The organism is Aeromonas sobria (assembly GCF_050266975.1).
Classification (GTDB): domain Bacteria; phylum Pseudomonadota; class Gammaproteobacteria; order Enterobacterales; family Aeromonadaceae; genus Aeromonas; species Aeromonas sobria_B.
Genome location: NZ_JBKISU010000002.1, coordinates 143,981 through 165,500, shown reverse-complemented (window position 1 = coordinate 165,500; position 21,520 = coordinate 143,981). Strand labels below are relative to the sequence as shown.

17 protein-coding genes are annotated in these 21,520 nt (G+C 64.7%); 6 read left to right on the top strand and 11 right to left on the bottom strand.

The window, feature by feature from the left end; genetic code table 11:
* Genes ACLHZ1_RS01925 through ACLHZ1_RS01915 form a run of 3 tightly spaced genes read right to left on the bottom strand, consistent with a single transcriptional unit; the run spans position 1 to position 4,449 of the window.
* Positions 1-1,569 carry an ATP-binding protein gene (locus tag ACLHZ1_RS01925; protein ID WP_427260740.1) on the bottom strand — a complete coding sequence of 523 codons (1,569 nt, stop codon included), beginning with the start codon at positions 1,567-1,569 and terminating at the stop codon, positions 1-3.
* Between the two features lie 17 nt (positions 1,570-1,586).
* Complete coding sequence (locus ACLHZ1_RS01920; RefSeq protein WP_427260739.1) at positions 1,587-3,137, bottom strand: NAD-dependent malic enzyme; 1,551 nt, start codon at positions 3,135-3,137, stop codon at positions 1,587-1,589.
* Between the two features lie 10 nt (positions 3,138-3,147).
* Positions 3,148-4,449 (bottom strand): 2-hydroxycarboxylate transporter family protein, encoded by a 1,302-nt coding sequence (locus ACLHZ1_RS01915; protein WP_427260738.1) that lies wholly within the window; start codon positions 4,447-4,449, stop codon positions 3,148-3,150.
* 246 nt (positions 4,450-4,695) lie between these two features.
* On the opposite strand from ACLHZ1_RS01915, the gene slyA reads away from it, so the two are divergent.
* The 4 genes from slyA (at position 4,696) to ACLHZ1_RS01895 (ending at position 7,860) form a co-directional block, all read left to right on the top strand.
* Positions 4,696-5,169 (top strand): transcriptional regulator SlyA, encoded by a 474-nt coding sequence (gene slyA, locus ACLHZ1_RS01910; RefSeq protein WP_408792874.1) that lies wholly within the window; start codon positions 4,696-4,698, stop codon positions 5,167-5,169.
* Position 5,170: 1 nt separating this feature from the next.
* Positions 5,171-6,226, top strand: a complete 1,056-nt coding sequence (locus tag ACLHZ1_RS01905) for an HlyD family secretion protein (protein WP_427260784.1) — start codon at positions 5,171-5,173, stop codon at positions 6,224-6,226.
* Positions 6,227-6,245: 19 nt separating this feature from the next.
* Positions 6,246-7,295: a DUF2955 domain-containing protein gene (locus ACLHZ1_RS01900; RefSeq protein WP_427260737.1), complete on the top strand. Its 1,050-nt coding sequence runs from the start codon at positions 6,246-6,248 to the stop codon at positions 7,293-7,295.
* A 211-nt stretch (positions 7,296-7,506) separates the two neighbouring features.
* The gene (locus ACLHZ1_RS01895; protein ID WP_427260783.1) at positions 7,507-7,860 is read left to right on the top strand and encodes an MliC family protein; all 354 of its coding nucleotides are present in this window, start codon (positions 7,507-7,509) and stop codon (positions 7,858-7,860) included.
* A gap of 79 nt (positions 7,861-7,939) precedes the next feature.
* On the opposite strand, the gene ACLHZ1_RS01890 is transcribed toward ACLHZ1_RS01895, so the two are convergent.
* The 6 genes from ACLHZ1_RS01890 to ACLHZ1_RS01865 all read right to left on the bottom strand — a co-directional run bounded on the left by ACLHZ1_RS01890 (position 7,940) and on the right by ACLHZ1_RS01865 (position 18,039).
* On the bottom strand, positions 7,940-8,110 hold the full coding sequence (locus tag ACLHZ1_RS01890) for a YqaE/Pmp3 family membrane protein (protein WP_408792446.1): 171 nt from the start codon (positions 8,108-8,110) through the stop codon (positions 7,940-7,942).
* Between the two features lie 131 nt (positions 8,111-8,241).
* Positions 8,242-8,757 carry an anaerobic ribonucleoside-triphosphate reductase-activating protein gene (gene nrdG / locus ACLHZ1_RS01885; protein WP_427260736.1) on the bottom strand — a complete coding sequence of 172 codons (516 nt, stop codon included), beginning with the start codon at positions 8,755-8,757 and terminating at the stop codon, positions 8,242-8,244.
* A gap of 100 nt (positions 8,758-8,857) precedes the next feature.
* Positions 8,858-10,975, bottom strand: coding sequence for an anaerobic ribonucleoside-triphosphate reductase (gene nrdD, locus ACLHZ1_RS01880; RefSeq protein WP_427260735.1), 2,118 nt, complete (start codon positions 10,973-10,975; stop codon positions 8,858-8,860).
* A 476-nt stretch (positions 10,976-11,451) separates the two neighbouring features.
* Positions 11,452-13,458 carry an NAD-dependent DNA ligase LigA gene (gene ligA / locus ACLHZ1_RS01875; protein ID WP_427260734.1) on the bottom strand — a complete coding sequence of 669 codons (2,007 nt, stop codon included), beginning with the start codon at positions 13,456-13,458 and terminating at the stop codon, positions 11,452-11,454.
* A gap of 99 nt (positions 13,459-13,557) precedes the next feature.
* A complete protein-coding gene (gene zipA, locus ACLHZ1_RS01870; RefSeq protein WP_427260733.1) occupies positions 13,558-14,652 on the bottom strand; it encodes a cell division protein ZipA in 1,095 nt (364 codons plus the stop codon).
* Between the two features lie 15 nt (positions 14,653-14,667).
* On the bottom strand, positions 14,668-18,039 hold the full coding sequence (locus ACLHZ1_RS01865) for an AAA family ATPase (protein ID WP_427260732.1): 3,372 nt from the start codon (positions 18,037-18,039) through the stop codon (positions 14,668-14,670).
* A gap of 210 nt (positions 18,040-18,249) precedes the next feature.
* Here ACLHZ1_RS01865 and cysZ point away from each other — a divergent pair, with 210 nt between their 5' ends.
* Positions 18,250-19,014 carry a sulfate transporter CysZ gene (gene cysZ, locus ACLHZ1_RS01860; RefSeq protein WP_408792458.1) on the top strand — a complete coding sequence of 255 codons (765 nt, stop codon included), beginning with the start codon at positions 18,250-18,252 and terminating at the stop codon, positions 19,012-19,014.
* 49 nt (positions 19,015-19,063) lie between these two features.
* Here the strand turns inward: cysZ and ACLHZ1_RS01855 are convergent, their stop codons facing one another.
* Positions 19,064-20,392, bottom strand: a complete 1,329-nt coding sequence (locus ACLHZ1_RS01855; RefSeq protein ID WP_427260731.1) for an IS4-like element ISAeme12 family transposase — start codon at positions 20,390-20,392, stop codon at positions 19,064-19,066.
* A gap of 194 nt (positions 20,393-20,586) precedes the next feature.
* On the opposite strand from ACLHZ1_RS01855, the gene ACLHZ1_RS01850 reads away from it, so the two are divergent.
* The gene (locus ACLHZ1_RS01850) at positions 20,587-21,201 is read left to right on the top strand and encodes a trimeric intracellular cation channel family protein (protein ID WP_427260730.1); all 615 of its coding nucleotides are present in this window, start codon (positions 20,587-20,589) and stop codon (positions 21,199-21,201) included.
* A 67-nt stretch (positions 21,202-21,268) separates the two neighbouring features.
* Here the strand turns inward: ACLHZ1_RS01850 and ACLHZ1_RS01845 are convergent, their stop codons facing one another.
* Complete coding sequence (locus tag ACLHZ1_RS01845) at positions 21,269-21,520, bottom strand: DUF3862 domain-containing protein (protein ID WP_427260729.1); 252 nt, start codon at positions 21,518-21,520, stop codon at positions 21,269-21,271.

Genomic DNA, 21,520 nt, shown 5'->3' with positions numbered 1-21,520 from the left:
TCACACCAATTGGTTTTTATTCAAGTAGATACCGAACAGAGTGGTCTGTTCGGCGGTGCGGCGCCATTCTATCACACCCCCTCGTCTGGCCACCGTCTCCTTGACCAAGAAGAGGCCCACACCGTGATCGCCGGTCTGACGGCTCACCCCGTAGTCGAACAGGTGATCCGCCAGCGCCTCGTCCACCCCCTCGCCGCTGTCCTCCACCTCGATCACCAGGCGGCGGCCGAAGTCGTTGATAGAGATCAGCACCCGGGGCGGACAGCTTTTGCGCCGCGCCCAGGCGGCGCGGATGCCGTTGTCCAGCAGGTTGCCGATGAGGGTGATGAGATCCGCCGACACCGCCGCCGGATACTCCGCCAACGCAGAGTCGGGATCCAGCACCAGGGTCACCCCCAGCTCCCGCGCCCGGCTGAACTTGCCGAGGATGAGGCCAGCCACCGGTTTGTCCTCGATGGCCCGCAGCAGCCCCTGCAACATGGTCTGGCACGCCTCGCTCTCCTGCTGGATCAGCTCCACCGCCTGATCCACGTGGCCGAGCTGCAACAAGCCGGAGAGGCTGCTCAGCTTGTTGGCAAACTCGTGGGTCTGGATGCGCAGCATCTCGGCATACTGGCGCAGATGGGTCACCTGCATGCCGAGACTGCCGGTCAGCTCGGGGCGGCTGAAGATGATCAGGCGGCCGGGCACCTTGCCCTCCACCGCCTGCCAGCACCCAACGAACGCCTCCCCGTGCACGGTGAAGCCGAGCTCGGTCTCCACCTGGGTCAGGGCGGGCGCCAGGGGCGGTGAAACCTGTGCCAGGGGCTGACCCAGCAGGGCGTGGCGCCCCGTGCCCGGCAGGCGCAGCTGATAGAAGGCGGCGCTGTTGAGCATGCGGATGCGGCCCTGGCTGTCCAGGGCTATCACCCCTTCCGGGATGTGCTCCAGCACCAGATCCTGCAACATGAAGCGATGGACGATGGCCTCGGGTTCGAGATCCAGCAGGGTGCGACGCAGCAGATGCTGCACCCAGAGCGCCAGCAGCAAACCGCACCCCAGCACGGCAAGGATGGCGCAGGCCAGCAGGGCGACCCGCTCCAGGTAGATGCCCTCCACGGTGCGCATCAGGTAGCCCACCACCACGGCGCCCATGGCGCGGCCATCGGGGCCGAGCACGGGGGCGAAGCAGCGGATGGCGGGCCCCAGGGTCCCCGCATCCTTGGAGCAGTAGCTGATCCGCTGGTTGAGGGCGGGCCAGATGTCGTCGCCGCGAAATCGGCCGCCGACCCGCGCCGGGGAGGGGTGGCTCAGGCGCACCCCATGCTCGTCGGTCACCACCATGTAGGCGGCATCGGTGCGGCTGCGGATCCCCTCCACATAGTCCCGCAGGCCCGGATCCCGCCCCTGCTTGAGGGCCTGTACCACCCGGCTGTCCGCCGCCAGAACCCGGGCCAGATCGCCGCCGCTCTCCTGCAGGTTGCTCTCCAGCAGGTGGCGGATAAAGAGGGCGAGCAAGCTGCCCAGGATCAGGATCAGCAGCAGTGACAGCCCGAGGGAGAGGGTGACCACTTGGTGACGCAGTTTCATCGATTAGCCTTGCAACATCAGGACGCGGACCAATAGTGCGGACGCCACCAGGTCTGGTCAATGAGGGGCGCAGGATCACCGTCAAAATCCGCCAATCCCTCCTCGCGGGCGGTGAGGGCCACGGCGCGGGCGACCGCGCGGGCCACCTCCCCCACCTGCTCGATGGGAGGCAGCAGGCGCCCCTCTGCCAGCGGATAGGCCCCCACCGCCCGCACCGCCGCCTGCAACATGCCGTCACTGATGCGCCTCGCCTTGACCGCGCAGGCGCCGAGACCAATGCCGGGGAAGACATAGACGTTGTTGCACTGGGAGACCACACGCGCCTCCCCCGCCACGGTGACTGGGGCGAAGGGGCTGCCGGTGGCGAGCAGGGCGCGACCATCTGTAGCCTGCCACACCTGCTCCGGCGTCGCCTCGGCGCTGCGGGTCGGGTTGGAGAGCGGCAGTATCACCGGCCGCTCGCACGCCTCCCCCATGGCCCTGAGCACGGCCTCGGTAAAGAGCCCGCCCTGGCCGCTCACCCCGATCAGCACCCCTGGGCGCAGCCGGGCGATGAGCTCGGCCAAGTTATCGCAGGCCTCCGCCGCCGGGCGGGCGAAGGGCTGCTGGGTCTGGGTCAGGTTGGCCCTGCCTTGGCAGACCAGGCCATCCTGATCGAACAGCAGCACCCGCTCTGGACTGCCCGCCAGTTGCGCCAGCATGGCGGCGATGCCGCAACCGGCAGATCCCGCCCCGACGATGAGCACAGGGGTGTCGGCCAGAGTAGTGCCCGCCTGCTGCAAGCCCGCCAGCACGCAGGCCGACGCCACCGCCGCCGTGCCCTGAATGTCATCGTTGAACATGCACAGCTCATCCCGGTAGCGGGCCAGCAGATTGGCGGCATGCTTGCCGGCGAAGTCTTCAAACTGCAACACCACCTGGGGCCAGCGGGTGCGGATGGCCGCCACCACCTTGTCCATAAAGTGGTAGTAGCTCTCTCCGTCGATGCGCGGCGATTGCCAGCCGAGGTAGGAGTCATCCTCCAGCAGCTCGGGATTGTTGGTGCCCACGTCCACGCACAGGGGCAGGGTGCGGGCCGGGTTGATGCCGCCGGCGGCGCTGTAGAGCGCCAGCTTGCCGATGCAGATCCCCATGCCGCCGATGCCGAGATCCCCCAGACCCAGCACCCGCTCACCGTCGGAGATGACGATGACGTCCACCTCCTGCTCCACCGAGGCGAAGATGGCGTCCAGATCGTCTCTGTCGTGCCAGGAGAGGTAGAGACCGTGGCTGCGCAGATAGAGATCGCTGTGGCGCTGGCAGGCCTCCCCCACCACCGGGGTGTAGATGATGGGCAAGAGCTCCGGCAGGTGGTGGCGCACCAGATCGTAAAACAGCACAGGGTTGTCTTCTTGCAGCTGGCGCAGCAGCAGGTGCTGGTCGAACGGGCTCTGCATGGCGCTGACCAATCGGTAGATGCGGCGCCGCTGCTGGGCCAGGGACTCCTCCTTGTGGGGCATGCGCCCCATCAGCCCCTGACGCTTGCGTTCGGCGTAGGGCAGGCTGGTGCCCATCATGATGTCGTTCATTGTCGATTCCTTATGCCAGCAGCGAGATGAGCAGGGTGGCCAGGATCAACATGACGGCGCCCCCGAGACGGGAAGAGATCTGGGCGAACGGCATCAGCTTCATGCGCTGGGCCGCCGACAGCACGGCCACATCGCCCGTGCCCCCCATGTTGGCCATGCACAGACCGCCGGTGATGGCCGCCTCTATGGGATAGAAACCTATCATGCGCCCCACCAGGGCCGCGCCGAGGGCGCCGCCGACCACGGTCACCAGCACCAGCACGAAGTAACTGACGGAGAAGGCGCTGATGAGCTCCGGGATGCTGGTATAGGCGACCCCTATGCCCACCAGCAGGGAGGGGGTGAGATTGGTGACCACGAACTGGTACCAGTCGGCAGCCGCCTGCTCGTAGCGGCGCGGCAGCAGGCCGCTCACCTTGACGAAGGCCACCGCCAGTATCATGAGGGCGAAGGGGTGCATGGGGATGAAGTTGCCGAGCAAGGAGCCCAGCACGAACATGCTGGAACTGATGAAGAGCCCGAGGCCCAAACTCTCCAGCGTCGGCGCCTGGGCCTGCTCGTCGGCCACCCCGGCACAGCTCTCTTTTACCATCAGCTGGCCGTTGCCGGTCAGGGAGGGGTAGCGGCGCCCGAGCCGGGCCAGCAGGGAGCCCATCAAAATGGCCAGGGTGTTGGCGATCACCACGGCGGGGACCATGCGCGACAGCAAGTCTGCGCTGGACATCTGCAAGGGGCCGGAGAGGATCTCCACCAGGGGCACGGCGCCGGCGCCCATGCCGCCACCCATGATGGGCAGGCCGATGAGCAGCACCGCATTCTTGAAGCCATAACCCATCAGGGAGCCCACCAGACCGACGCTGAGCAGCGCCACGGCGACCCCACCCAGGATCACCGGCAGGTAACGCATGGCGGCGTTTTTCAGCAGGGCACTGCTCATCCCCAGCACAGATCCGGTCACCAGGCTGGCGATGAAGAAGTTCAGAAAGCCCCCCTCCTTCATGAAGCGGGTGATCACCTGACCGGCCTCGACCGGCAGCACCTGGTATTCGAACAGGGCGGCGCCGCCGAAGATGGCGAGTATGGTGCCGCCCCCCAGGTATTCACGGATGGGGTGGATGCGCTCGCCCAGCTCGCTTAGCAGGGTGCCGAGCACGAACATCAGCGCCAGGGCGCCGACCATGCCGAGCGGCAAAGAGCCGTTCCAGCCGGAGAAGAGGACGCAGGTGGCAAGCCCGAGGAAGATCATCATGGGCATGCCGGCGATTTGTTGACTGCCCCAGGGGGCGGCTTTCGGGGTAGAGAGGCTTTTCATTGTTATGCTCCAGGGTGTGAGGTGGCGCTACTCTAGTGCCCCGCCCCTCGCCTGTCGGTTAGCCCGGCTGCAAAGGCATATAAAAACATTAAAACCTTAAACGCCACCTCCCTGCCCGGCCGAGAGCGGACAGGTCTCCCGCCGTGGCCACGGGCCAGCTCGGTCAAACAAGATCTCGATCACACTATTTACTTAGCCTGCTAAATAAATATAATACTTAGCAGGCTAAGTAACAGGAGCGAGATGATGGTCAAGGATCTGGAGATGTTGCGCGAGTTGTCCCTGGCGGAACAGTTGGCCCGGCTCAGCCGGTTGTGGCGCACCGTGGCCGATCACGAACTGGCCCCCCTGGGGCTGACCCATCCCCGCTGGACCGCGCTGTGGAAGCTCTCCCGCCTCGGGGGCTCCCTCAGCCAGAAGACCCTGGCCGATGCCCTGGAAATCGAGCTGCCCTCCCTGATGCGCACCCTGGGTCAGCTGGAGGAGCAGGATCTGATCGCGCGCCACTGCTGCCATCAGGACAAGCGGGCCCGCATCGTGACCCTGACCCCGGCGGGCAAGGCCCTGCTCGACCAGATCGAGGACCGCATCATAGGGGTGCGCCGGGAGCTGCTCGGCGGCATCAGCAATCAGGATCTGATCCAGTTCGAGCAGATCATTGCCCGCATCTCGACCAATGCCATCGACAAGCTGGAACAACAGAGTGAAGAGAGAGAATAAGATGACGCCGGATCAACAATTTGCCCGCTGGATAAAGTTTGCCATGCTCGGCTTCGCGGCGGTGTTTGCCTACTTCCTGCTGGCCGACATCGAGATGCCCCTCACCCCCCAGGCCATGGCAACCCGGACCGTCACCCGCATCACCCCCCAGGTCAGCGGCAAGATAGTCGAGGTGGCGGTGAGCAACAACCAGGCCGTCAAACGGGGGGATCTGCTGTTCGCCCTGGATGGCGAACCCTTTCGCCTGGCGGTGGAGCAGGCCCGGCTCGCCCTGGATCAGGCCATGCAGGACAACCGTCAGCTCGATGCCAGCCTGGACGCCGCCAAGGCGGATCTCAGCGCCAGCCTGACCGATCTCGCACAAAAGGAGCGCGATGCCCGTCGCCTGGAGACGCTGTTCGCCAAGAAGCTGGTCTCCACCCAGCAGCGGGATCAGGCCAACAGCGCCTGGCAGACCGCCCGCGCCAACCTGATGGCAAGCCGGGCGCGCCTGGACCAGATCAGGGTCAACCGCGGTCTGGCAGGCGCCGACAACCTGCGCCTGCGCCAGGCCCGCAACAAGCTGGCCCAGGCCGAGCTCAACCTCGCCTACAGCCAGGTGACGGCGCCCCAGGACGGCATAGTGACCAATATGCAGCTCAAGCAGGGCAGCTTCGCCGCCGCCGGATCGCCCCTGCTGGCCTTGGTCTCGGACAAGGTGGATCTCATCGCCGATTTTCGCGAGAAGAGCCTGCGCAACGTCACGGCGGGGGCCAGGGCCCTGATCGCCTTCGACGGCAAGCCCGGCCAGATCTTCCAGGCCAGGGTCAGCAGCCTGGATGCCGGGGTCAGCGCCGGTCAGTTCGATGCCAACGGCCTGCTGGCCAGCCCGGTGGAGTCGGATCGCTGGGTGCGTGATGCCCAGCGCCTGCGCCTGCACCTGACCCTGGATAAGATGCCCAAGGGCCTGCCCACCGGAGCCCGCGCCACCGTCCAGCTGCTGCCAGACAACGCCCTGACCGCCCTGTTTGCCCGCGGCCAGATCCGGTTGCTGAGCCTGCTGCACTACATCTACTGATGCCGAGCGGATGCACATAATGGCAAGCACCCTGATCAACCCCACCCTCTGGCACAGGCCCCTGGCGGCCAACGAGCTGCGCCAATGCCTGCGCATCGCCTTCGGCAGCACCCTGGGCTTCCTGCTCTGCAAGCTGTTTGGCTGGAACTACGGGGTCTTCTTCACCGTGACCCCCATGCTGCTGCTCGGCATGGTGCCCGTGATGAGCGGCCACGCCGCCCGCCAGCTGATCGCAGCCGCCGTGATGTGCGGACTGGAGGTCGGCCTGCTCGGCGGTCTGTTTGGCGCTCATCCCGCCCTGATGACCCCCGTCGCCTTCCTGCTGTTCGTCTATCGCTTCGCCGCCATGTCCCGGGGCAGCCTGTTTCTGTTTGGCGCCAACGGCGTGCTCAGCCTCAGCATCATGCTGCACTTTGCCAGCTACCCGGACACGGACTTGAACGATCTCATCTTCAGCAACCTCTGGGCCAACGTGCTCTCCGTACTCATCGCCTACCTGATGACGGCCCTGCTGCCGGACGTGGAGCCCAGACCCCGCCCTGTGAGCCAGCCCAAGGCGCCGCACCGGATGCGCCACGAGGCGCTGCTGGGGGCCGGGGTCGCCACCCTCTCCTTCCTGGTATTCCAGATGTTCGACCTGCGCGACTCCATGTCTGCCCAGGCCACCACCCTGCTGGTGCTCTTCCCCATGCACTGGAACGGCGCCCTCGGCTATGCCAGGCGCCGGGCCATGGGGACCCTGCTCGGGGTCAGCTTCGGCATCCTGTGCCAGCTGGTGCTCTATGACTGGTCCGGACAGCTGATCCTGGTCGCTCCCCTGCTCTGGCTCGGCGCCATGCTGTTCAGCCACGCCCACGTCAAGGAGGCGAGCGGTTCGGGAGTCGGGTTTGGCGCCCTCACCACCCTCGGCATCCTGTTCGGCCAGTATCTGACCCCGGGCAACGATCTGGTGTTCAGCGCCCTCTATCGGGTCAGCAGCATACTGTTTGCCATCGTCGCCACCCTGCTGGCCTGCTACCTGCTGCACCACCTGCTTAACCGGTTCGAGGCGACCCGCTTCGGCCACTGACTACTGTGATGAGCCCATGGACGAGCTTGCTTTTTGCCCCGATCATCGGGGCTTTTTTTGGCCACAAGCCAGGCCCGGGGCGAGGGGAAAACGTCACGACTCGACCAGGGGTTTGCCCCTGCCCCTTGCCTGAGCCGCCCGCTCTGTTAGGCTTTACCCCAGGTTATGGGTTCAGTCGAACCTATATCGCACCAATGGAGTCTTCATCGTGATGTTTCTGCGCTTTTCTCTGCCGGGCGCCCTGCTGCTCGGCCTCGCGGGCTGTGCCCCGGCTCCCCACACCCTCACCGTCACAGGCGGCGCCCCAATCGCCTATCAGTGTGCCAACGACCAGAAGGTTCAGGTGAGCTACTACGCCCTCTCCGACGACAGCCTCAACTTCATCAAGCTCGCCCTGCCCGATGGCAAGGATTACACCCTGCCCCAGGTGGTCTCGGCCTCTGGCGCCCGCTATACCGATGAGCATGAGGCCGTCTGGTGGAACAAGGGGAGCGAAGGCTTCGTCGAGATGAGGGGCGAGAGCGGTGAATGGCAGAGCGCCTACACCGACTGCAAGCAGCAGTGAGCCCAAGAGGCCATACCGCCAGACAGCAAAAAGGCCAACCCCTGGGTTGGCCTCTTCTTTGCGTCTGCGCTGTCGTGGCTCAGGCGCGCTTGTCCGTCACCACCAGCCAGAGCGCATGGACCATGCCGGGCAGGCCGCCGAGCAGGGTCAGCACAATGTTGAGGAAAAAGTGCAGGCTCAAGCCCACCTGGATAAAGGCGCAGACCGGGGGCAAAAAGATGGCCAGCAAGATTTTGACTAGGTTATTCATCACATTCTCCCGTGAGTTTGATGCCCTACAGTAAGCCTCACGCACTCAGTTGGCAACTAAGGCGCGAATTGCCCCCTCGCCGACCCGCCCCCTCAGGCCAGGCGCCCCCAGACCGCCATCAGGGCCCGAGGTCACGCCAGCTGCAGACAGGAGATCCGACTCTTGTGTTCCCGCTCCCGCCAGCCGTTGAGGTCGTGAACGATCTGGTTGCTGCTGCCGCGCCAGAGCAGGCCGGGATCGGCCAGGGCCTTCTCGAACTTGCCATCCACCAGCACGTCCAGCAGGGCGACCAGCTCGCGCTGGGCCTCTGACAGTTCGCCGAGCAGATAACCGGTCCAGCACCAGATGTCCTTGCCGGGGCACTCGGCCCGCACCCGCTTCACCAGCGCCAGCACGCTGGCCAGGTTGGCGGGGTGGAGCGGATCGCCGCCGGAGAGCGACAGCCCCCGCCGCTTGATGCGCGTGTCGTTGAGATCGCCAATGATGCGATCGCTCATCCCCTGATCGAACGGCTTGCCCCCATCGAGGCGCCAGGTGCTCTGGTTGTAGCAGCCTGGGCACTGGTGCTCGCAGCCCGACACAAACAGGGTGGCCCGGGTGCCGGGGCCATTGATCACATCGACCGGGTAGTACTGGTGGTAGTGCATCGCTTGTTTCCTGCCTTCTTCAGGGGGCTGCGCCATGGCGGCCACCCACCCATGAAAATGGCCCCTTGAGTCAGGGGCCAGCGCGTCATCGCGTCTGCGCTTACATATGCTTGACCCGGCGTTTGACCTCTTCCTGCTTGCCCGCGTTGAAGGGGCGCGCATCCGGGCTGCCGAGGTAGCCGCACACCCGGCGGGTCACCGACACCTTGGCCGGGTCGTGGTTGCCGCAGCGCGGGCAGGTAAAGCCCTTGGAGGTGCACTCGAACTCGCCGGTGAAGCCGCAGTCGTAGCACTCGTCAATGGGGGTGTTGGTGCCGTAGTAGGGCACCTTGTCATAGCTGTAGTCCCAGACGTTTTCGAGCGCTTCCAGGTTGTGCTGGATATTGGGGTACTCGCCGTAGCAGATGAAGCCACCGCTGGCGATGGGGGGATAGGGCGCCTCGAAGTCCAGCTTGTCGTAGGGGTTCACCTGCTTTTCCACGTCCAGGTGGAAGCTGTTGGTGTAGTAGCCCTTGTCGGTCACCCCGGCCACCACGCCAAACTCCTTGGCGTCGATGCGGCAGAAGCGGGTGCAGAGGTTCTCGCTCGGAGTGGAGTAGAGGCTGAAGCCGTAGCCGGTCTCCTCCTTCCACTGGTCGGTGGCCGCCTTGAGCCGCGCTATGATGGCGATGGCCTTCTGGCGCAGGGTCTCGCTGTCAAACAGGTGTACCGAGTCGCCGAACAGGGCGTTGATGGTCTCGTGCACCCCTATATAGCCGAGGGAAATGGAGGCGCGGCCATGTTTGAAGATCTCGCTGACGTTATCGTCCGCTTTCAACCGCACACCGCAGGCCCCCTCCATATAGAGGATGGGGGCGACCCGGGCTTTCACACCGTCCAGGCGCTCGATGCGGTACATGAGCGCCGTCTTGGCCACCCGCAGGGCGGCATCCAGCTTGTCCCAGAAATCCGCTTCATCACGGGATTTCAGCGCAATGCGCGGCAGGTTGAGGCTCACCACGCCCAAGTTGTTGCGTCCCTCGTGGACCAGCTCACCATTCTCCTCATAGGCACCGAGGAAGGATCGGCAACCCATGGGAGTCTTGAAGGAGCCGGTCACCTTGACCACCTGGTCGTAGTTGAGGATGTCCGGATACATCCGCCTGGAGGCACACTCCAGCGCCAGTTGCTTGATGTCGTAGTTGGGATCCCCCTGTTTGTGGTTGAGGCCATCCTTGATGGCGAACACCAGTTTCGGGAACACGGCGGTCTTCTTGTTCTTGCCAAGGCCTGCGATACGGTTGCCGAGGATGGCGCGCTGGATCATCCGCGACTCCCAGCTATCCCCCAGGCCGAAGCCGAAGGTGACGAAGGGGGTCTGACCGTTGGCGGTGTGCAGGGTATTGACCTCATATTCCAGGGACTGGAAGGCGTCGTGGCACTCCTTCTCGGTGCGGGCCATGGCGTAGGCGTCCACGTCGCTGATGCCCCACTCCTCGGCCACCTCCCGGTGCTTGTGCCAGCTGATGGTCACATAGGGGGCCAGCACCTCGTCGATGCGGTTGATGGTGGTGCCGCCATAGATGTGGCTCGCCACCTGGGCGATGATCTGGGCGGTCACCGCAGTGGCGGTGCTGATGGATTTGGGGGTGTCTATCTCCGCGTTGCCCATCTTGAAGCCGTGGGTCAGCATCCCCTTCAGGTCGATCAGCATGCAGTTGAACATGGGGAAGAAGGGGGAGTAGTCGAGATCGTGGAAGTGCAGATCGCCACTCTCGTGGGCCTGCACCACGTCGCGGGGCAGCATGTGACTGATGGCGTAATGCTTGGCGACGATGCCCGCCAGCAGGTCGCGCTGGGTCGGGATCACCTTGGAGTCCTTGTTGGCGTTCTCGTTGAGCAGGGCCGCGTTGGTCTGCTCCACCAGGCCGCGGATCTCCTGGGCCAGGCGGCCACGGGCCTCCCGGGCCTGATCCCGGTCGTGACGGTATTCGATGTAGGCGCGGGCGATGGCCTTGTCGTCGGACGCCATCAGGTGGTTCTCGACCCGGTTCTGGATCTCGTGGATATCCACCTCGCCCCGCCCTTCCAGCTCCTGGCTGACGGCGCCGGCGATGCGCTCGGCCAGCGCCGGACTGGCCTGATTGACCGCTTCCGCCGCCCGGCTCACCGCCTCGGCAATCAGCTGGCCATTGAATGGCGCACGGCATCCATCACGTTTGATCACAACCGGTTTCATCTCTTATCCCCGCAAAAAATGGTCGTATCGGGTCGACCCGATGAGCGATGCCAGCCCGCCCGGCTCACCAGGGCGAGGCGGGGCCAGCCGGGCCTCTGACCCTGGCTGGCATCTGGCAGAGGCTGACGTTATACACAGCTTACAAACACAATATATAGGTGATTTAATTCTTTAATGCCCTATATGTGGTGGCTATTAGGCCCCAAAGCCGGCACCGCTTTCTTGATCCAGGACAGGTTTTCCGCCAGCTGCTCAGTTAGAAATCAGACCCAAAGGGATAGCATTTCCGTCCAGGCCAGACCCCGATTGGCCCGGGCGCGGATCCCCGGTTTTCACTTTCTTGCTCTTTTCCAGGCCTCCCCTGGTGCGCCGCGGCCGCGCCGTCCTCTCCCCTGTCGCCATCCCTGATCCTGCGGCCAGCAGAAACAACAGACCCGGCCTGGGCCGGGTCTGCTGTCATCGCGAAGAGGGGGGGCTCAGGGCTGAAGCGCCGCCTGCAACTCGGCTTCGGTCCAGATGGTGATGCCGAGCTCCTGGGCCTTGACCAGCTTGGAGCCGGCGGCATCCCCGGCCACCAGCACATCCGTCTTGGCCGACACCGAGCCCGCCACCTTGGCCCCCAGGGCCTGCAAGGCCGCCTTGGCGTCGTTGCGCGAGAGCTGGGTGAGGGTGCCGGTCAGCACGAAGGTCTTGCCGGCGAAGGGCTGGGCGCTTGCCTCTTTCTTCTCGATGGCCGGCCAGTGGATGCCGGCGGCCAGCAACGCATCCAGCACCTCTATGTTGTGGGGCTGGCGCAGGAAGAAGTAGACATGCTTGGCCACCACGTCCCCCACGTCCGGCACGGCGAGCAGCTGCTCCACGCTCGCCTCCCGCAGCGCCTCCAGGGTGAGGAAGTGGTTGGCGAGGTTCAGCGCCGTCGCCTCCCCCACCTCGCGAATGCCGAGGGCAAACAGGAAGCGGGGCAGGGTGGTGCTGCGGGCCTTGTCGATGGCGGCCACCAGGTTGAGGGCGGATTTTTGCCCCATCCGCTCGAGACCGGCCAGCTGGATGGCGTTGAGGCCAAACAGGTCCGCCGGGGTCTTGATCATCCCCTTGTCCACCAGCTGATCCACTATCTTGTCCCCCAGGCCATCCACGTCCATGGCGCGGCGGGCGGCGAAATGCTTGATGGCGGCGGCGCGCTGGGCCTCGCAGAACAGGCCGCCGGCGCAGCGGGCCACCGCCTCCCCTTCCAGCCGCTCCACCGCAGAGCCGCACACCGGGCACTGGGCGGGGAAGAGGATCTCGCGGGCATCCGCCGGGCGCTTCGCCTCCACCACGGCCACTATCTGCGGGATCACATCCCCCGCCCGGCGCACAATCACGGTATCGCCGATCATGACGCCGAGGCGCGCTATCTCGTCGGCATTGTGCAGGGTGGCGTTGGAGACGGTGACGCCGCCGACGAACACGGGCTTGAGCTTGGCCACCGGGGTGATGGCGCCGGTGCGGCCCACCTGGAACTCGACATTCTCCAGCTCCGTCATCTCCTCCTCGGCCGGGAACTTGTGGGCGGTGGCCCAGCGCGGCGCCCGGGCCACGAAGCCCAGCTCCAGCTGCAAGGGGATGGCATCCACCTTGTAGACTACGCCATCAATTTCATAGGCCAGCTCACCGCGACGGGCCAGGATGTCATCGTGGAAAGCCTGGCAGCCGGCCGCCCCTTCCTTGAGCTTCACCTCGGGGCTGAGCGGCAGTCCCCAGGCCTTGAGCTGATTGAGGCGAGCGAAATGGGAATCCCCCAGCTCGTCGCCGCCCACCCCCACGCCATAGGCGTAGAAGCTCAGGGGACGGCTGGCGGTGATGCGGGAATCGAGCTGGCGCAGGCTGCCGGCGGCGGCGTTGCGCGGGTTGACGAACACCTTCTCCCCGGCGGCCAGGGCTTTCTCGTTCATGGCCGCGAAGCCGGCCCTGGGCATGAAGACCTCCCCCCTCACCTCCAGCCGGGCGGGCCAGCCGCTGCCCCGCAGGGAGAGCGGAATGGCCTTGATGGTGCGCACGTTCTCGGTGATCTCCTCCCCCGTGGTGCCATCGCCCCGGGTGGCCGCCTGCACCAGTTGGCCCTCCACATAGAGCAGGCTGACCGCCAGGCCGTCCAGCTTGGGCTCGCAGCAGAAGGTGAAATTCACCTCCCGCTTGAGGCGATCCTTCATGCGCTGCTCGAACGCCTGCAGCTCCTCGCCGCTGAAGACGTTGTCCAGGCTCAGCATGGGGATCTCGTGGCGCACCTGTTTGAAGGCCGAGAGCGGCGCACCGCCGACCCGGGCACTGGGGGACGAGGGGGTCTTCAGCTCGGGATGCTCGGCCTCGAGCGCAATCAGCTCACGCATCAGGCGATCGTATTCGGCGTCCGGCACAGTGGGGTTGTCCAGCACGTAATACTGGTGGCCGTAGTCATTAAGCAGTTCACACAGCTGGCTGTGGCGGGAGAGGGACTCGCTCATGAAAAAGTCTCGAAGTGTGATGAAAAATCCAGGCCGGGGCAGAAACAAAAATGCGGCACCTGGGTACCGCACTCTTTATCTTGCAGACCCCGGGGAGTCTTAGTCGCGACCCGCCTCGAAGGCGGCAAGCTCGCGGCGATAACGGGCTATGGTCTCGTCGCTCAAGGGGCTGCGCTCCATGTCGGTCAGCATGGCATCCAGATCGCTGGCCAGCTGATCGGCGGCCTGCAACATGTGTTCGAACGCGAACGCCACGTTGCTGCGCAGGGGCAGCTGCATGAAGAGGGACACACCCGGGGTGCTGAACTGCTCCATGCGGTAGGGGTTGAAGGTGCCCGGCTTGACCATGTTGATCATGGAGAAGAGCACCTCGCCATGACCATCCAGCCCCTCGTGACGGTGGAAGATGTCCATCTCGCCAAACTTGAACGCCAGGGATTGCAGGGAGGCGAGCAGGGCGGCCCCTTGCAGCTCCTGACCGGGGCGGGCCATCAGGTTGATGACGTAGACATCCTGCCAGATCTTCTCGACCGGGGCGCGTACCGGCTCGGGCTCGTCATAGACGGGGGCCTGAACGGGAGCGGCGCGCTCGCTCCGGGTCTCGACCTGGGGGGCGCGTTCGGCGACGGGTTCGGCGGCCTGACGGGGTTGGGCCCGGGGCGCCTCGCCAAAGCTGAGGCCGCTGGTGTAATCGGGCTCGCTCTGGGGCTCATCATCGAACGGCTGCAAGGCCGGTTCGCGCTGGGGACGGGAGCGGTAGACCGGGGTGCGACGATTGACCTGGGCAGGCTTGCGCTGGGGCTCGGGCGCCACTGTCTCCAGCACCGGCTCCTCCATCTCCTCTTCCTCTTCATAGACGGGAGGGGGCGCGACCGGGCGAGCGACGGGTTTGCGCGGGGCGGGCGGCGGCAGCTCGTCCTCGTCCTCGTCATCGAGATATTGGCTGCGCGGGACGGCTTCGCTCTGCAGCTTGGGTTCGGCACGGCGGCCGGCACTGACCACGCGCACCTGGCCGATGCCGTCGCTGTCGAAGGCATCGCTGTCACGATCCCGTGTTTTGCTGTCCATCCGGTTCAAGGGTTTCTCCTTGATCGGGGACTGACGATTCTTCCTGTTGCTCCACAACCCGTGAATGAGCAATGCCGCAATGGCAATCCCGCCCAAGGCGACCAAGATGTAACGCAATTCCTGCATTAGCTGCTTCTCTTTCTAGTTTTGCTCAGCCAAAGCGACGGCTTCACCGATATCGACCGAGACGATGCGAGAAACCCCGGGCTCTTGCATCGTTACGCCGACCAGTTGTTCGGCCATCTCCATGGAGACCTTGTTATGACTGATATAAATGAACTGTACTGTGCTCGACATCTCTTTGACAAGAGAACAGAAGCGACCGACGTTCACTTCATCGAGCGGTGCATCCACCTCATCCAGCATGCAAAATGGCGCCGGATTGAGTCTGAAGATGGCAAAAACCAGCGCCAGCGCGGTCAAGGCCTTCTCCCCCCCGGAAAGCAGGGCAATGGTAGCATTCTTCTTGCCCGGAGGTCTTGCCATGATGCTCACCCCGGCCTCCAAAAGATCGTCGGAGGTGAGTTCCAGCCAGGCACTCCCGCCCCCAAACACCTTGGGGAACAGGGATTTTAAATCTTCATTGACCTTATCGAAAGTGTCACGGAAGCGTATTTGTGTCTCTTTATCAATTCTTTTAATGGCTTGGCTCAAGGTTTCCAGTGCCTGTTCGAGATCCTGGCACTGATCTTCCAGGTATCCGGCCCGGCTCTTCGCCTCTTCATACTCCCCAAGGGCGGCCAGATTGATGGCCCCCAGCGCCTCCACCTGCCCCTCCAGGGTCTGGATCTCCTGGCGCAGGGCGGTACGGTTGGCGGCGATGAGCGCCGCCTGATCGAGGTCAATCAGGCGAACCCCCAGCTCCTCGAGCTGCTCGTGCAGCCCCTGCCTGCGGGTGAGATTGCGCTCGCGCTCCAGACGCAGCTGGGCCAGCTGCTCTTGCAGGGTCACCATCTGCGCCCGATCCCGGCTGCGGGCCTGCTCCAGCTCGGCCAGCGCCTGATCGAGGCGAGCGATGCGCTGATGACAGGCAAGCTGGGCCTCTTCGAGGGCGCGCTGCTCGCCGAGCAGGGGCGACAGTTCCTGACTCTCCTGCGGCTGCGGCGCCTTGAGCTGCGCCAATTCCAGCCCGAGCCGGGCCAGTTCCTGCTCGCCCAGGGCGATGAGCTGACTCAGATTCTGTTTTTCCAGCAGCAGGCGCTGGCACTGCCCCTGCTGCTGCTCACGGCGACCCCGCGCCGCCTCCAGATCCTGCTCGGCCCGCTGCGCCTGCTCCTCGAGCAGACGCCGCTGTGCCTGCTCCGACTCCCCCTGGGCCAGGTGCTCCTGCCACTGGGCATCGGCCAGCTCGAGGGCCTGGGTGAGGGCCTCGCCGCGGCTGGCCTCGGCGGCCTGCTCGGCGTCGAGGCGGCTCAGCTCTTCGCCCAGCTGGCCCAGGCGCAGCAGACGCTCCTGACGCTGGCCCTGCTGCTGGCTCCAGGCTTCCCGCAGTTGCTGCCACTGCTGCTCCTGCTCGCGCAGGGCGCGCTGGCTCGCCTCAAGAGCGCCGTGCAGCTGGGCGCGTTCGCCATCGGCTCCACTCAACCGGGCATCCAGCCGGGCCAGCGCCTGCTCCCCTGCGGCCAGCTCGGTGTGCAACCGCTCACGTTCCCCCAGCAGCGCCAGGGTGCCAAGGGCGCCGCCCTGACCGAGATCGGCCCAGTTGGGGCCAAACCAGTCTCCCGCCGGGGTCAGTACCGACTCACCGGCCAGGAGCGATGGCTGGCGGGCCAGCGCCGCCGCCCTGTCATCGGCCAGCCAGATGACGTTGAGGAAGGCGGGGATGTGCTCCCCCTCCAGCCGGGCCGCCAGGGTGCCGGGTACCGCAGGCTGAGCCGGGCCTATCCAGAGCCCGTCTTGCGCCAGGTTGCACTCATCCCCCGGCTGGGCGGTGAGCCAGCGCCCGAGCACCTTGTCCAGGGCCTGGGCCCACTCGGGGGCGATCTGCAGCCGGTCCGCCAGGGTGGCCCCCGCCATCTGTTCCCCCAGCATCTGATCAAGAGTGGCGAGGCGGGCACCGAATTCGCGCAGCAGACCCCCCTGGCGATCCCGCTCTCCCTTGAGCGTCTCGTGGCGGGCCACGGCGGCCTGCCACTGCGCCTCCAGCTCGTCATGTCGGGCCCGGGAGAGCGCCAGCTCATCCGACAGGGCATCCAGTCGGGGTTGCAGATCCGGCTGCTGGCCGAGGGCGCCCCCCTGCGCCTCCTCGAGCTTGAGCCGGGCGAGCCGGGTCCTGGCCTGCAACTCCTGCAGGCCCTGTTGCTGGGTGCGGATCTGATTGAGCTGGGTTTGCAGCTGCCCCTGGCGCTGCTGCCACTGCTGTTGCCGTCCCCTGGCTCCTTCGAGGGCCTCGCTCACCGCCAGCCGTCGTGCCTGCTGCTCGGTGAGCAACTGCTCACACTGCTCGAGGCGGGCCTCTTCCTGCTCGGTGGCCAGGACAAGATTTGTCTGGGCCTCATGCTGCTCGGCCAGCTGGCCCTTGAGCCCCTCGACTCGCTCACTCAGGGCGCCGTGGCGAGCCTGCCAGTCGCGCCCCAGCTCGTCTCGGTGCAGTTGCTGCTGCTCTAGCCGGGCGATGGCCTGACCGCCAAGGAAGAGCTGCTGCTGGCGCGCCGTCTGCTCGGCCTGGGCCTCCTGGCGGGCCACCGACAGGCTGATGTGGCGGCTGTCATCCTGGCTGCGTCTGGCGTCGAGGGCGGCGATGGCGAGCTCCACCTTGCCCAGCTCCTCCTTGGCCTGAGCCAGTCGGGTCTCCAGCGCCCACAGCTCGGAGCCGATGAGCTCGGCCCGGGCGGCGCGCGAGCGGTGCTTGAGCTGGGTGTAGCGTTCGGCTGTCTCGGCCTGGGACTTGAGGTGTTCGAGGCGCGAGCCCAGCTCGCCGCGAATGTCGCCGAGCCGCTCTAGGTTCTCCTGGGTGTGGCGGATGCGCAGCTCGGTCTCCCGGCGCCGCTCCTTGTAGCGGGAGACCCCGGCGGCCTCCTCCATGAACAGCTTGAGATCGGCGGGGCGCGACTCCACCAGCCGGCTGACGGTGCCCTGCTCTATGATGGCGTAGCTGCGCGGCCCCAGGCCCGTGCCGAGGAAGAGGTCGGTGACATCCTTGCGGCGGCATTTCTGGCCGTTGATCTCGTAGTGGTTGGAGCCGTCGCGCAGCACCTCACGGCGCACCGAGATCTCGCCGAAGCGGCCAAATTCACCGGGCACCCGGTTGTGGGGATTGTCGAACACCAGTTCGACCGAGGCGCGGCCATGGGCGCTGCGGTTGAGGGAGCCGTTGAAGATGACGTCCGTCATGTTCTCGCCGCGCAGATGGCGGGCCGAACTCTCCCCCAGCACCCAGCGTACCGCGTCGATGACGTTGGATTTGCCGCAACCATTTGGCCCCACTACGGCGGTCATGTCGGCACTGAGCACTATCTTGGTCGGCTCGACGAACGACTTGAAACCGGCGAGCTTGATCAATTTCAGACGCATGGAGGCCTATATCCGGGCTAAATAGTGGGGAGGCGAGCTGGCGACTTTAGCAAATCCAGACCCGGCTTTGTTTGTAATATGCAGGCATTATCCCCATCCCTACCCGATTTTCAGTCGCCACGGCACGAAATAAGGAATGGTCGGCGACTTTACCAAATCAATGGCTTGTTTGTAATATGCAGGCTGTTTCCTGTCACGGATGGAGCTCATATGAGCCAATCACGCCCCCTAGTCAACGACTCTATCAGCGGTGCAGACTACTTCCTGCGCGGTTTCTCACTCATCCGCCAACCCGGGATCCGCACCTTCGTGCTGATCCCCCTGCTGGTCAACTTCGTGCTGTTTGCCGGTGCCTTCTACGCCCTCTTGCTGCAACTGGACGGCCTGTTCGCCTGGCTGCACCAGCAGATCCCGAGCTGGCTCTCCTGGCTCGACTACCTGCTCTGGCCCATCGCCCTCATCACCATACTGGTGGTCTTTTCCTTCCTGTTCAGCTCGGTGGCAAACTGGGTGGCCGCCCCCTTCAACGGCCTGCTGGCCGAGAAGGTGGAGCAGCAACTCACCGGGCAGGCGAGCGCCGAGACGGGCATGCTCGACATCGTCAAGGATGTGCCGCGCACCTTCGGCCGCGAATGGAAGAAGCTCAAATACTATCTGCCCAAGGCGATCGGCTGCCTGATCCTGTTCCTGATCCCCGTGGTCGGCCAGACCCTGGCCCCCCTGCTCTGGTTCCTGTTCAGCGCCTGGATGATGGCGATCCAGTATGTGGATTATCCGTTCGACAACCACAAGATCGACTTCATCACCATGCGCGATGCCTTGAAGCAGCGGCGCGGCAAGTGCCTGAGCTTCGGCGCCCTGGTGACTCTCTTCTCCGCCATTCCCGTGGTGAACCTGTTCGTGATGCCGGTGGCCATCTGCGGCGCCACCGCCATGTGGGTGGATCAGTACCGGGATGAACAGCTCGGACGCTGAAGCGATGACGGCATGAGAAAAAGAGGGGGCAATGACTAATGCCAGTCAGTTAAGCCTGACTGGCATTGTTTTTATTGGCTTTTTTCACACTGTACTTCTGTGGCCTTGGCTTCACGCAGCGGGGGTAACTTCGCTCTCTTCGTGCCGGCAGCACAAACTGCCCCGCCTGCTTCTCCAGCCCCGCCACCCGCCCCGGGATATTCCCCGGTGACACATACGGCATGCAACTCAGTTCATGGATGAGGTACACCGACGCCATGTGAAAACTCAGCTGGCTCGCCGTGTATCCCTTCAGGCTCGCCGCCATCTTCACCATCTGGCTACGCAGCAGGTTATAGGCCAGCAGCACACCCCACAGCTCTTGCCGTATCCCCGCCGCCTTCTTGCTGCGCAGGGTCAGTCGGTGCTGCTGCAGGCTGTGTTTCATCTCCCGATACCCCAGCTCGATTTCCCAGCGATGGCCATACAGCTCCACGATGTCAGCCCCCGGGAAGCGCATCGGGTCGACCATCGAGGTCAGCACCTGCCGCTCCTTGCCGTTGATAGTGCGCGTCAGCAAGCGGGCTTCTATTGCCTCTGGCAACTGCGGCCACTTCTTCCTCGCCTGCGGACTGGTCTTGAGCTGCACCAGCGCATCCTGGCGCCCCAGCTTGCGTACCACCTCGTATTGGGTGCCCTTCTTGAGCGGCAGCAGCCAGTGCCGCTCACTGCCGGTGGTGTGCCAGGCGTGGAGCAGGCCAAGGGAGTAGAAGCCTTTGTCGAACAGGGTCAGCGAGTGGTCCGGTGTGCGCTCGATGAGCTGCTCGGCCAGCGCCATCTCGTTGACGGCGCAACTCTCCATCACGGCCTGAACCAGCAGATGGCTGGTCAGCTCCATCTGACAGAGCATGCGCACCTGGGGATAGGCGGTCTCGCCATGCTGGGTGCCGGGCTTGGCAAAGGCGGCGGCATTGTCCGGGGTATCGGGGGTGCGCCACATCACGCCATCGACGGCGAGCAGTTGCAGTCCGGCCCAGCCGGGGTGGTTGGCCTGTTGATGCCAGCGGGTGGCAGTGTCGTGGAACAGACGCGCAATGCTCTTGTCCCCGAGCTTTTGGCGGGCTTGCAGGAAGGCGCTGGGGGCGACGAAGGGGCGGTCGCCGGGCAGCAGGATATCGAGCTGATTGACCAGTTGGGTCATGGGGACGTTGCGGAAGATGGCCATGCCGATGATGGCCCAGACCAGGCGCTCCATGGGCATGCGGCGACGGCGCAGAGTGGCGACGCCCTCTTCGCCAAGCAGGGAGGTGATGAGCGCGGGGGGAATGAGGTCAGAGAGTGACTCAAACTGGGCCATATTGCTGGCGTGGAGGAAGTCGAGAGCCTGTTCGATACGCATAAAGAATCCGAAACCAAATCAACAGGTTTCGGATTTTTACACATCAGGAGGATCGGTCAATGGATCCTTAACTGATCGGCATTAGGGCAATGACCCCCTTTTCATTACTTAATCTAATGTGAATGTAGTGTCGCTTGTAGGGACTGAGCAGGATTGTTAGGATGCGGGCCTTTCTTTAATCCCGGGTATTTCTCATGTTACATGCACTCTTCCTGCTCGGTCTGGTGGCCGAGGGAATGACGGGGGCCCTGGCGGCGGGTCGCAGGCGGATGGACCTGTTTGGCGTTGTCATCATCGCCTCGGCCACGGCCATCGGCGGGGGCACCATACGGGATGTGCTGCTCGGCCACTACCCCCTGCTCTGGGTCGAGCATCCCCACTATGTGCTGCTGGTGGCGGGGGCTGCCCTGCTCAGCGTCATCTGTGCGCCCCTGATGCGCTACCTCGGCAAGCTGTTCATGGCCCTCGACGCCCTGGGATTGGTGGTCTTCTCCATCTTCGGGGCGGCCCGCGCCCTGGAGATGGGGCACGGCGCCGGCATCGCCTGCATCATGGCGGTAGTGACCGGGGTGTTTGGCGGCGTGCTGCGAGACCTGCTCTGCCAGCGCATTCCCCTGGTGTTCAGACGCGAGCTCTATGCCGGCGTCTCCCTCATCACCGCCGGCCTCTATTGCCTGGCCCTCGAGCAGGGCCTGCCCAACGACTGGGCGGCGTTCGGTGCCATCGGCATCGGCTTCGTGCTGCGGCTGCTGGCGGTACGCTTCAAGTGGGGACTGCCTACCTTCAACTACCAGTACGCCTCCCACTGAGTAGCGTCTGCCCTCTGGATTGCGAGCAACAAAAAAGCGCCTGACGGCGCTTTTTTGTTGCTCGGGGTTACTTGATACCCTCCGAGCTGAAGAAGGTCGCCTTGTCGGCGATGAACCGGATCTTGATGTTGTGCTGGGCATCGCCCCAGACACAGCTGGTGGTACCGAGCACGTCGTCACAACTGTCCGCCTTGCCGAGGATGGTGCTCGCCTGGTTGTAGCTGATCCCCATCTTGAGCTTGTCATAGTTGTCACGATTGACCTTGCTGCAACCCGTCAATACCAGGGCCATCAAGGCGCCTATCAGGATCTGCTTCAT

What these genes read in the sequence shown, in the direction of transcription:
- ACLHZ1_RS01925 (WP_427260740.1), bottom strand. Translation starts at nt 1,569, where the DNA reads ATGAAACTGCGTCACCAAGTGGTCACCCTCTCCCTCGGGCTGTCACTG.
- ACLHZ1_RS01920 (WP_427260739.1), bottom strand. Translation starts at nt 3,137, where the DNA reads ATGAACGACATCATGATGGGCACCAGCCTGCCCTACGCCGAACGCAAG.
- ACLHZ1_RS01915 (WP_427260738.1), bottom strand. Translation starts at nt 4,449, where the DNA reads ATGAAAAGCCTCTCTACCCCGAAAGCCGCCCCCTGGGGCAGTCAACAA.
- slyA (WP_408792874.1), top strand. Translation starts at nt 4,696, where the DNA reads ATGGTCAAGGATCTGGAGATGTTGCGCGAGTTGTCCCTGGCGGAACAG.
- ACLHZ1_RS01905 (WP_427260784.1), top strand. Translation starts at nt 5,171, where the DNA reads ATGACGCCGGATCAACAATTTGCCCGCTGGATAAAGTTTGCCATGCTC.
- ACLHZ1_RS01900 (WP_427260737.1), top strand. Translation starts at nt 6,246, where the DNA reads ATGGCAAGCACCCTGATCAACCCCACCCTCTGGCACAGGCCCCTGGCG.
- ACLHZ1_RS01895 (WP_427260783.1), top strand. Translation starts at nt 7,507, where the DNA reads ATGTTTCTGCGCTTTTCTCTGCCGGGCGCCCTGCTGCTCGGCCTCGCG.
- ACLHZ1_RS01890 (WP_408792446.1), bottom strand. Translation starts at nt 8,110, where the DNA reads ATGAATAACCTAGTCAAAATCTTGCTGGCCATCTTTTTGCCCCCGGTC.
- nrdG (WP_427260736.1), bottom strand. Translation starts at nt 8,757, where the DNA reads ATGCACTACCACCAGTACTACCCGGTCGATGTGATCAATGGCCCCGGC.
- nrdD (WP_427260735.1), bottom strand. Translation starts at nt 10,975, where the DNA reads ATGAAACCGGTTGTGATCAAACGTGATGGATGCCGTGCGCCATTCAAT.
- ligA (WP_427260734.1), bottom strand. Translation starts at nt 13,458, where the DNA reads ATGAGCGAGTCCCTCTCCCGCCACAGCCAGCTGTGTGAACTGCTTAAT.
- zipA (WP_427260733.1), bottom strand. Translation starts at nt 14,652, where the DNA reads ATGCAGGAATTGCGTTACATCTTGGTCGCCTTGGGCGGGATTGCCATT.
- ACLHZ1_RS01865 (WP_427260732.1), bottom strand. Translation starts at nt 18,039, where the DNA reads ATGCGTCTGAAATTGATCAAGCTCGCCGGTTTCAAGTCGTTCGTCGAG.
- cysZ (WP_408792458.1), top strand. Translation starts at nt 18,250, where the DNA reads ATGAGCCAATCACGCCCCCTAGTCAACGACTCTATCAGCGGTGCAGAC.
- ACLHZ1_RS01855 (WP_427260731.1), bottom strand. Translation starts at nt 20,392, where the DNA reads ATGCGTATCGAACAGGCTCTCGACTTCCTCCACGCCAGCAATATGGCC.
- ACLHZ1_RS01850 (WP_427260730.1), top strand. Translation starts at nt 20,587, where the DNA reads ATGTTACATGCACTCTTCCTGCTCGGTCTGGTGGCCGAGGGAATGACG.
- ACLHZ1_RS01845 (WP_427260729.1), bottom strand. Translation starts at nt 21,520, where the DNA reads ATGAAGCAGATCCTGATAGGCGCCTTGATGGCCCTGGTATTGACGGGT.